6 protein-coding genes and 1 pseudogene are annotated in these 9,046 nt (G+C 73.7%); 2 read left to right on the top strand and 5 right to left on the bottom strand.

All coding sequences use genetic code 11. The features are described 5' to 3' along the window. Window positions 1-71: 71 nt before the first annotated feature. From sucD to ACFXGI_RS38235, 5 genes are all read right to left on the bottom strand, one after another. Entirely contained in the window at window positions 72-962 is an 891-nt protein-coding gene (sucD, locus tag ACFXGI_RS38255; RefSeq protein WP_384717576.1) for a succinate--CoA ligase subunit alpha, read from the bottom strand. A 21-nt stretch (window positions 963-983) separates the two neighbouring features. Next, window positions 984-2,162, bottom strand: a complete 1,179-nt coding sequence (sucC, locus tag ACFXGI_RS38250; RefSeq protein ID WP_030011549.1) for an ADP-forming succinate--CoA ligase subunit beta — start codon at window positions 2,160-2,162, stop codon at window positions 984-986. 362 nt (window positions 2,163-2,524) lie between these two features. Continuing rightward, window positions 2,525-3,673: a vWA domain-containing protein gene (locus tag ACFXGI_RS38245; RefSeq protein ID WP_384717572.1), complete on the bottom strand. Its 1,149-nt coding sequence runs from the start codon at window positions 3,671-3,673 to the stop codon at window positions 2,525-2,527. A 61-nt stretch (window positions 3,674-3,734) separates the two neighbouring features. Further along, on the bottom strand, window positions 3,735-5,987 hold the full coding sequence (locus tag ACFXGI_RS38240) for a DUF5682 family protein (protein ID WP_384717569.1): 2,253 nt from the start codon (window positions 5,985-5,987) through the stop codon (window positions 3,735-3,737). After that, a complete protein-coding gene (locus ACFXGI_RS38235) occupies window positions 5,984-7,090 on the bottom strand; it encodes an AAA family ATPase (protein WP_384717566.1) in 1,107 nt (368 codons plus the stop codon). The genes ACFXGI_RS38240 and ACFXGI_RS38235 overlap by 4 nt, the downstream gene beginning before the upstream one ends. A gap of 134 nt (window positions 7,091-7,224) precedes the next feature. On the opposite strand from ACFXGI_RS38235, the gene ACFXGI_RS38230 reads away from it, so the two are divergent. Together ACFXGI_RS38230 and ACFXGI_RS38225 are read left to right on the top strand one after the other, a co-directional pair. Beyond that, window positions 7,225-8,562 carry an SWIM zinc finger family protein gene (locus ACFXGI_RS38230; protein ID WP_384717563.1) on the top strand — a complete coding sequence of 446 codons (1,338 nt, stop codon included), beginning with the start codon at window positions 7,225-7,227 and terminating at the stop codon, window positions 8,560-8,562. Window positions 8,563-8,762: 200 nt separating this feature from the next. Next, window positions 8,763-9,046, top strand: a pseudogene (locus ACFXGI_RS38225) (hypothetical protein); the annotation flags it as partial.

The raw sequence follows: 9,046 nt of genomic DNA, 5'->3' as shown, positions 1-9,046 counted from the left end.
CAGCAGCACCCCACTCGGGGATGCGGGCCACGCCCGTACAGCCGTACGCGTGCGTACGGCAGCGGCAAGCGTTACTTCGCGGCGTTCAGGATCTCGCGCGCCAGCTTGGCCGTCTCGGTCGGCGTCTTGCCGACCTTGACGCCGGCGGCCTCGAGGGCCTCCTTCTTGGCCTGCGCGGTGCCGGAGGAGCCGGAGACGATGGCGCCGGCGTGGCCCATGGTCTTGCCCTCGGGGGCGGTGAAGCCCGCGACGTAGCCGACGACCGGCTTGGTGACGTTCTTCGCGATGAAGTCCGCCGCACGCTCCTCGGCGTCGCCGCCGATCTCGCCGATCATGACGATGAGCTCGGTGTCCGGGTCGGCCTCGAAGGCCTCCAGGGCGTCGATGTGCGTGGTGCCGATGACCGGGTCGCCACCGATGCCGACGGCGGAGGTGAAGCCGATGTCGCGCAGCTCGTACATCATCTGGTAGGTCAGCGTGCCGGACTTGGACACGAGACCGATCTTGCCGGGCTTGGTGATGTCGCCCGGGATGATGCCGGCGTTGGACTGGCCGGGGGTGATCAGACCCGGGCAGTTCGGGCCGATGATTCGGGTCTTGTTGCCCTTGGCGGTCGCGTACGCCCAGAAGGCGGCGGAGTCGTGCACCGCGATGCCCTCGGTGATGACGACGGCCAGCGGGATCTCGGCGTCGATGGCCTCGACGACGGCGGCCTTGGCGAAGGCCGGCGGGACGAAGAGGACGGAGACGTTGGCGCCCGTCTCCTTGATCGCCTCGGCGACGGAGCCGAAGACCGGGACCTCGGTGCCGTCGAAGTCGACGGTGGTGCCGGCCTTGCGCGGGTTCACGCCACCGACGATGGTGGTGCCGTCAGCCAGCATCAGCTTGGTGTGCTTCATGCCCGTGGCACCGGTCATGCCCTGGACGATGACCTTGCTGTCCTTGTTGAGGAAGATAGCCATGTGAGTCTGTGACCTCTGCCCTTACTTCGCAGCCGCGAGCTCGGCGGCCTTGTCGGCCGCGCCGTCCATGGTGTCCACGCGCTGGACCAGCGGGTGGTTGGCGTCCGAGAGGATCTTGCGACCCAGCTCGGCGTTGTTGCCGTCGAGGCGGACGACCAGCGGCTTGGTGACCGCCTCGCCCTTGTCCGCGAGCAGCTGCAGCGCCTGGACGATGCCGTTGGCGACCTCGTCGCAGGCGGTGATGCCACCGAAGACGTTGACGAAGACGGACTTGACGTCCGGGTCGCCGAGGATGATCTCGAGACCGTTGGCCATGACGGCGGCGGAGGCGCCACCGCCGATGTCCAGGAAGTTGGCGGGCTTGACGCCGCCGTGGTTCTCGCCGGCGTACGCGACGACGTCGAGGGTGCTCATGACGAGACCCGCGCCGTTGCCGATGATGCCGACCTCACCGTCGAGCTTCACGTAGTTGAGGTTCTTCGCCTTGGCGGCGGCCTCGAGCGGGTTCGCGGCCGCGTGGTCCACGAACTCCTCGTGGCCCGGCTGGCGGAACTCGGCGTTCTCGTCGAGCGAGACCTTGCCGTCGAGGGCGATGACGTCGCCGGAGGCGACCTTCGCGAGCGGGTTGACCTCGACGAGGAGCGCGTCCTCGGCGATGAAGGTCGCCCACAGGGTCACGAGGACCTCGGCGACCTTCTCGGCGACCTCGGCCGGGAACTGCGCCAGCGCGACGATCTCGCGGGCCTTCTCGATGGTCACGCCCTCGTTGGCGTTCACCGGGACCTTGGCGAGCTTCTCCGGGGTCTCCTCGGCGACCTGCTCGATGTCCATGCCGCCCGCGACCGAGGCCATGGCCAGGAAGGTGCGGTTGGTACGGTCCAGCAGGTACGAGACGTAGTACTCCTCGAGGATCTCGGGAGCGGTCTCGGCGATCATCACCTTGTGGACCGTGTGGCCCTTGATGTCCATGCCCAGGATGTCCGTCGCGCGGGCGACGGCCTCGTCCGGGGTGGCGGCGAGCTTGACGCCGCCGGCCTTGCCGCGGCCACCGACCTTCACCTGCGCCTTGACGACCGACTTGCCGCCCAGCCGCTCGGTGGCCTCGCGAGCCGCTTCAGGCGTGTCGATGACTTCACCGGCCAGCACCGGTACACCGTGCTTGGCGAAGAGGTCCCTCGCCTGGTACTCGAACAGGTCCACGCGCGTCCGTCCCTTGTCTTCAAAGATTCGCAGTGATTCGCGGTTGTCTGCGTGGGCGTGCCGCGGAGGGCAACGTGACGGCGCTGTCACTAGGGAGGCGCACACGGTGACCGTGGACGCGGCATGTCCGTCCCGCAGGTTATCCCCGTGGGACGTGGGTCCCTAAATCGCAGATCACACCTGAGCGGTGATACCTGTCACAGATCCCCTCACGGTTGAGCTGGATGTTCGTGCGATTCGCCAGGCGTGGCGGCGCGCGGCGGGGGTGGATCGCGACCCCGCGGCGGGAGGGATCCCGACCGCCTGGCGGAGCGGGACGCGGGGCGCGGCGGGAGGGGGCCGACGGGGCGGCCGGGGGGTGGTCAGGGGACGGGCAGGGGGCGCTTCTCCAGGGCCGCGGCCATCACCTCCGGGAACAGGTCGGGGGTACATGCGAAGGCCGGAACCCCAAGTGCCGCAAGGGCTGCGGCGTGCTCTCGGTCGTAGGCGGGAGTCCCCTCGTCGGACAGTGCGAGCAGGGCCACGAACTCGACGCCGGACGCCTTCATCGCCGCGACGCGGCCCAGCATCTCGTTGCGTATGCCGCCCTCGTAGAGATCACTGACGAGGACGACGACGGTGTCGGCGGGACGGGTGATCCTGGACTGGCAGTGGGCGAGGGCGCGGTTGATGTCGGTGCCGCCGCCGAGCTGTGTACCGAAGAGGACGTCGACCGGATCCGCCAGCTGATCCGTCAAGTCCACGACGGCGGTGTCGAACACGACGAGCCGGGTCGCGATCGCGCGCATCGAGGCGAGCACCGCGCCGAAGACGGAGGCGTAGACGACGGACGCCGCCATCGAGCCGGACTGGTCGATGCAGAGGATCACCTCTTTCTCCACCGCCCGGGCGGCGCGCCCGTGGCCGATGAGCCGCTCGGGAACGACGGTGCGGTGCTCGGGCAGGTAGTTCTTCAGATTCGCCCGGATGGTCCGGTTCCAGTCGATGTCCGCGTGCCGGGGGCGGCTGGTGCGGGCGGAGCGGTCGAGGGCGCCGGCGAGGGTGGCCCGGGTGCGGGGCGCGAGCCGCTTCTCCAGCTGCTCGACCACCTTGCGGACGACGACACGGGCCGTTTCGCGGGTGGTCTCGGGCATGGCCTTGTTGAGGGAGAGGAGCGTGCCGACGAGGTGCACGTCGGGCTCGACGGCCTCCAGCATCTCGGGCTCCAGGAGGAGGGAGGAGAGGCCGAGCCGCTCGATGGCGTCCCGCTGCATGATCTGGACGACGGAGCCGGGGAAGTACGTACGGATGTCCCCGAGCCAGCGGGCCACGTGCGGGGCGGAGCCGCCGAGCCCCGCACTGCGCTGCCCGCCCTTCCCGTAGAGAGCCGAGAGCGCGGCGTCCATCCCGGCATCCCGCGCGCCGAGCACGCACCCGGTCCCGTCCTCCTCCCCGCCGAGCACCATCCGCCACCTCCGCAGCCGCGCCTGCGCGCGGACGTCCCCCGCCGCCGGGTCCCCTGTACCTGTCATCTCCCCGTCCCCTTCCGCCGCTCGTCCTGTCCACCGCCGACCGCCCCGGCCCCCGCGGCGGTCATGGCGGCGGGCCGGAGAGGAGGACGCCGAGGACCGGGAGGACCGCGTCGGCGCGGGCCGGGTCCAGGGCGGGGGCGAAGCCCTCGGGGGCACCGCCCGGGGCCGGCTTCGGCGAACGGCCCCGGCGGACGAGCTCGCCCAGGCTCCGCTTGACGCCCGGCTCGTACGCCCCGAACGTCCGCCGCAGCAGCGGCAGTACGTCCGTGAAGGCCTGCTCCGGGACCCCGGCCAGCCAGGTGTCGATCAGCGCCAGCAGCCGCTCGTCGTGGACGAGGAGCGTGCCGTCCGCCGCGAAGCCCTCGATCCAGCCCGCCGCGTCGGACGGCGACGCCGCCGGGGACAGGGCCAGGCCCATCAGGCGTGCCGTCTCGTCGGCCGGCAGGCGCCCTTCGTCCAGGAGCAGCCTCGCCGCACGGCCGCGGATCAGCCCCGGCACCCTGTCCCGGCCGGCCAGCGCCCGCAGCACCGCCGCCCAGCGCTCCCGCAGGCCCTCCCCGTCCAGCAGCCCGATCGCGCCGTGCACGGCGTCCACATGGCCCCGCAGCTCCGCCGCCGCCTCCGCGCCCGGACCCGCCGCGCACGCGGGCGGCAGCGCCACGCATATCCGCTCCGCGAGCCCTCCGGCGACCGTGGCCAGCGCCGACGCGTCCGTACCCCGCACGTCCCCGTACCGCAGTGCACGGGCCAGCGCCGGCAGGGCCTTGGCCAGCCGTGCCACGTCGGTGTCCAGGGCGGCCCGGTCCGCGAGGGCCCGCAGCACGGCGGGCAGGGCATCGGAGAGCCCGGCCAGCAGGCACCGCTCGGCCAGCGCCGTCACCTCGGCGAGCTCCGCCGCCCCGGCCGCGTCCGACTCGGCCTTGGCGGTGGCGGCCGCCGGCACCGTGGTGCCCCAGATCCCGGCCTCGGCGACCCGTACCGACAGCTCCGGCTCCCACCTCAGCCGCCAGGTCTCGCGGAAGGTCCCCGTACTCCCCCGCGAGGCCGCCGGCGTGCCCCAGTCGATCCCGAGCAGGCGCAGCCGGTGCAGCAGCACGGACTTCGCCGCGTCGGTGTCCTTGCGCAGGTCCAGCTCCAGCTCACGCTCCTGCGCCTCGGCCTTGAGCCGCAGCGAGCGCTGCCGGCGGGTCAGGTCCCGCTGGAGCGGTACCGCGGGGGCCCCGTCGGGGACTTCGCCGAGCACGTCCCCGACGACCAGGCGGTCCTCGATCAGCGCGAGCGGTACGTCGGAGCCGTCGCACATCACCGCCCGGACCGCCTCCAGGGTCTCCGTCAGCCCGGGCAGCGGTCTCCCCCGCATCGCGGCGAGCGTCCCCGCCAGCCGGACCGCCTCGATGACGTGCGCCGGGGAGACCTGCCGGTCCTCCTCCCGGAGCAGCCCGGCGACCTCGGCCAGCCACCGCTCGACCGGCCGGTCCCGGGCCGCGAACAGGTGCGCGTACCAGCCGGGCGAGGTGATGCCCGCGCCGTACCCGCCGGCCCGGGCGAGCCGCCGGTGGGTCCAGGGGACCCACGCGGTCTCCACCTTGACCTTCGGCAGCCCGGTCAGCAGCGCCTTGTCCGCGGCCGCCGTCGTGCTCGCACCCAGCGCCGGCACGTGCCAGGCCCCGCACACCACGGCGTACGCGTCGCCGAACTCCCGGCGGGCCGCCCGCATCCGCTGCCGCATGTACGCCTCGCGCACCCGGTCCCGGGCGTGGCCGCCGTCCCCGTACGCCTCGCGCAGGGCCCCCATGGCCTCCCCGAGCGCCTCGAACGCGCCGAGCGGATCCGTCGCCCCGGGACCGCGGTGTTCGACCACGTCCTCCCACCAGCGCTCGGGGTCGTCGTATCCGGCGGCCCCGGCCAGCGCCGCGAGGGGGTCCAGCCGTACGGAACCGGCCTCGTCCGGGTCGGGGCCGGCCTCCGCGGCCAGCGTGTGCGCGGCCGGGAGGTCGATGAAGCGGACCGGAACCGGTACTTCCTGCTCCTGCGCCCAGCGGATGGCGACCCACTCCGGCGAGAACGCGGCCAGCGGCCAGAACGCGGCCCTGCCCGGATCGTCGGCGGCGTGCGCGAGCAGGGCGACGGGGGGCCGCATCCCGGGGTCGGCGGCCAGCGCGAGCAGCGCGTCCCCCTCCGGCGGGCCCTCGATCAGCACGGCCGTCGGCCGGACCGCGTCCAGGGCGGCCCGCACCGCGCGGGCCGAGCCCGGCCCGTGGTGCCGTACGCCCAGCAGCAGCGGCCCCGGCCGCCGGGCGGCCGGCCCGCTCATGCCGTCACCTCCCGGCAGGCACGGTAGAAGTCCTTCCAGCCGTCCCGCTCGCGCACCACGGCCTCCAGGTACTCCTGCCAGACGACCTGGTCGGCGGCCGGATCCCGGACCACGGCGCCGAGGATCCCGGCGGCCACGTCGGAGGGGCGCAGGACGCCGTCCCCGAAGTGGGCGGCCAGCGCGAGGCCTCCGGTGACGACCGATATGGCCTCGGCGGTGGAGAGCGTGCCGCTCGGCGACTTCACCTTCGTACGGCCGTCGGCGGTGACCCCGTCGCGCAGCTCGCGGAAGACGGTGACGACGCGGCGGATCTCCTCCAGCCCCTCGGGCACGGCGGGCAAGTCGAGGGCGCGGCCCATCTGGTCGACGCGGCGGGCGACGATGTCGACCTCGGCGTCGGCGGTGGCGGGCAGCGGCAGGACGACGGTGTTGAAGCGGCGGCGCAGCGCGCTGGAGAGCTCGTTGACCCCGCGGTCGCGGTCGTTGGCGGTGGCGATGAGGTTGAAGCCGCGCACGGCCTGCACCTCCTGGCCGAGCTCCGGTATCGGGAGCGTCTTCTCGGACAGGACGGTGATGAGGCTGTCCTGGACGTCGGCCGGGATGCGGGTGAGCTCCTCGACGCGGGCGGTGGAGCCCTCGGCCATGGCGCGCATGACGGGGCTCGGCACGAGGGCTTCACGGCTGGGCCCGTGGGCGAGGAGGCGGGCGTAGTTCCAGCCGTACCGCATCGCCTCCTCGGGGGTGCCGGCGGTGCCCTGGACGAGGAGGGTGGAGTCCCCGCTGACGGCGGCGGCCAGATGTTCGGACACCCAGGTCTTGGCGGTGCCGGGGACGCCGAGCAGGAGCAGGGCGCGGTCGGTGGCGAGGGTGGTGACGGCGACCTCGACGATGCGGCGCGGGCCGACGTACTTGGGCGTGATGACGGTGCCGTCGGGGAGGGTGCCGCCCAGGAGGTAGGTCGCGACGGCCCACGGGGAGAGCTTCCAACGCGTCGGGCGGGGCTTGTCGTCGGCGGCCGCGAGGGCTTTCAGTTCCTCCGCGAAGGCGTCTTCGGCGTGCGGCCGCAGCGCGTCCGCGCCCTTGCCGTTCTCGGGCATGGTCATGGTCCCCCTCCAATGCTCGGCAGCCGTTCCCGACTGCTGGAACAACCGTGCACCACGCCACTGACAACGCCCCTTCCCTGCACCGTTGTTGCAGGTCAGAGCGATTGTCAGTGGGGGTCTCTACGGTGGAACACATGACTGAGCAGGGGGTCCGCTGGACAGCGGAACAGGTACTGGCCCTGGCTCCTGACGATGCGTCGCGCACGGCGGGGGCCAAGCTGGGCGGGGAAGGTCCGTGGTCGCAGACCGGAGGTTCCGCTTCCGGTTTGGTGTGGGGTCTGTGCAAGGGCAGCGGCAGCACGTCGTACCGGACGGCCGTGGACGTGGAGGGCCCGGCGTACGCGTGCTCCTGCCCGAGCCGGAAGTTCCCGTGCAAGCACGTTCTCGGGCTGCTGCTGCTCTGGTCGGCGGAGGGGTTCGGCGAGCCCGCCGATGCGCCGGACTGGGCGTCTGCGGGGGCGGCGGGGCGGGCGGCGAAGGCCGCGCGCCCGGCGGCCGCGCCGGGCGGACCGGCGGACGGGGAGGCGGCGAAGCGCCGGGCCGAGCGGAGGGCGGCCCGGATCGGCGCGGGGGTGGCCGAGCTGGAGCAGCGGCTGGAGGACGTGATGCGCGGCGGCCTGGCGGGCCGGCAGCAGGCGGGGTACGCGCCCTGGGAGGAGACCGCCGCGCGGATGGTCGACGCCCAGGCGCCGGGACTGGCGGCGCGGGTACGGGAGTTGGGGACGATACCCAGTTGCGGTCCCGGATGGCCCGCCCGGATGCTGGAGGAGGGCGCGCTGCTGCACCTGCTGAACCGGGGTTGGCTCGGGTTGGCGGGTCTGCCGGAGCCGCTCGCCGCGACGGTCCGGAGTCGGGTGGGGCTACCGGGTACCGCCGCGGAGGGGGAGGTCGTACGGGACCGCTGGCTCGTGCTGGCGCAGTACGACTCGGTGTCACCGGACGGCAGGCTCACCACCCGCCGGACGTGGCTGCGGGGGCTGGGGAGCGGGCGCCCGGCCCTGGTACTGGACTTCGGACCGCCGGGGCGGCCTCCGGCTCTGGCACTGCCCGTGGGGCTGGTGCTGGAGGCGGAAGCCCGCTTCCGGCCCGGTACGGCGGGGCTGCGGGCGGATCTCGGGGAGAGGTCCGCGGCGGCCGCACCGGGCCGGGCCCCGGCCGGGGTCTGTACGGGGGCGGCACTGGAGGCGTACGGGGCGGCGCTGCGGGAGGACCCGTGGCTCGACGCGTGGCCGGTGGTGCTGGGCCCGGTGATCCCGATACCGGGTGAACTGGGCTGGCAGCTGGCGGACGCGGAGGGCACCTCCGCGCTGCCGGTCACGCCGGTCGGCGGCGGCTCGCGGTCCGGGCTGTGGCAGCTGGCGGCACTTTCGGGCGGCGGCCCGGTCACGGTGTTCGGCGAATGCGGACACCGCGGTTTCACTCCGTTGACGGCGTGGCATCCGGGCTGCCCGGAACCGGTCGCCCTGGGGTGACGGGGTGGGGGGCCTCGCCGGAAACCCCTGAGGGAGGGAGCGTCGGCGCGGGGGCGCCGACGTGCACGAACGACGAAGCCGGGGGGCTTTTGTGAACGACAACCACGCAAGCTGAAGGGTCGACGGACGGGGCACGAAGCGGCTCCGGTCCCGCGGAGGGGGCGGGACCGGAGCACTGCACGACGAGAGGGAGGGGCACGGTGACCACGACGGATACGACGACGGGCACGGCCGCAGGTACGTGCTCGGCCACCAGGGGCGCGTCCGCGCCCGAGGAGACGACCACGGACGAGGTCGTGGCGGCGGGGGGCCGTTACGGGGAGTGGGAGGAGCTGGTCCGGCTCGCGGTGTTGGGGACCGGGCGGCGGCAGGAGAGTCCGGGGGCGCTGCTCGATGCGGCGGCCGTGCAGACCGTACGGCGGCGGGCCGGACTGCGGCCCGCCGAGGCGGGGCCGCGGCCGGATCCCGCGCCGCGGGATCCGCC

Source organism: Streptomyces sp. NPDC059355, from assembly GCF_042752335.1.
Taxonomy (GTDB): Bacteria; Actinomycetota; Actinomycetes; order Streptomycetales; family Streptomycetaceae; genus Streptomyces.
The sequence above is the reverse complement of the archived record's forward strand: the minus strand, read 5'-3'. Positions and strand labels throughout refer to the sequence as shown.